This is a genomic window from Agromyces sp. NPDC055658 (genome assembly GCF_053618155.1).
Genome location: NZ_JBSHHD010000108.1, coordinates 1 through 1,310, shown reverse-complemented (window position 1 = coordinate 1,310; position 1,310 = coordinate 1). Strand labels below are relative to the sequence as shown.

At 69.5% G+C, this 1,310-nt stretch carries 2 protein-coding genes; both read right to left on the bottom strand.

What is annotated here, in order from left to right:
- On the bottom strand, positions 1-543 hold a 543-nt coding region (locus ACWGPE_RS18875), incomplete at its 3' end, for an ABC transporter ATP-binding protein (RefSeq protein ID WP_452049294.1).
- Positions 540-1,310 (bottom strand): FecCD family ABC transporter permease (locus ACWGPE_RS18870; RefSeq protein WP_452049293.1); only part of this gene is annotated, 771 nt, incomplete at its 5' end. The genes ACWGPE_RS18875 and ACWGPE_RS18870, both read right to left, overlap by 4 nt.

Here is a 1,310-nt window from a genome sequence, read left to right as displayed (position 1 = left end):
GTGCAGGGCCTCGTGTTGATGGCGCAGGTCGAGGTGGTTGGTGGGCTCGTCGAGCACGATCACATCGGTGCGCTGGGCCAGCGCCCGGGCGATCAGCACGCGCTGCTTCTGTCCGCCCGACAGCCGGCCGTAACCGGCCCCGCTCAGTTCCGCGATGTCCAGCGCCGTCAAAGCCGCGCCGATGATTTCGCGGTCCTCGGCGTTGTCGGCCTCGAAGGATCGCTTGTACGGTGTGCGGCCCATGGCCACCATGTCGAACACGGTGAGCTCGAAATCGCCTGCGGCTTCCTGCAATACCGCCGCGACCTGGCGTGCGGCCCGCTTGCCCGGCAGCTTCCACACGTCGGTGCCGTCTACCAGCACCCGACCGGCGCTCGGTCGCTGCGCCCGGTACAAGGTGCGCAGCAGTGTGGTCTTGCCCGCGCCGTTGGGACCCACGACGGCCAGCATCTCACCCGGGGCGACCGACAACGACACGTCGGCGATCAACGGTGTACCGCGCACCGTCACCGAGACCGCCTCGAAGGTCACTGCCGCCGTCACGTCACGGCCTTCCGCCGCATCAGCCACAGGAAGAACGGCCCGCCGGCGAGCGCGGTCAGAATGCCCACCGGCAGTTCCTCCGGCGCGGCCACGGTGCGGGCCACGATGTCGCACAGCACCAGGAACGCCGCGCCCAACAACGCGGCGGCAGGCAGCGCTCTACGGTGATCGGCACCGACCAGCAGGCGCACCACATGCGGCATGATCAGCCCGACGAACCCGATCGTGCCACTGACCGCGACCATCGCCCCGACCATGAGCGCCACGACGACGAACATTGCCGCCCGGAACCGGTGTACGTCCAGACCGAGCGAGGCAGCCGCCTCCTCACCGGTATAGAGCAGGTTCAGCGATCGGGTGAAGGCCAGCAGCACGATCACACCGACGAGGACCGCCACCGCGGGTACCCACACCATGCGCCAGGTGGCACCGCCCAGGCCGCCCAGCATCCACCGCACGGCCGCCTGGGTCTTGTGCGGATCGTCCGAGGTGACGATCAGCAGACTGGCCACCGCGGAAAGCACTTCGGCCACCGCCACGCCGGCCAGGATCAGCCGCGCGGTCGTCATCCGCCCGCCCGAGCGGGCCAGGAAGTACACCGCGACGAGCGCGAGAAAGGCTCCGAGGAAGGCCGCCAGCGGCACGGTGAACACCTGCAGCGCACCGGCACCGAACACCAGGATCAGCACGGCACCGACCGACGCTCCCGACGAGACACCCAGCAGCATGGGATCGGCCAGCGGATTGCGCACCACGGCCTGCAGGGC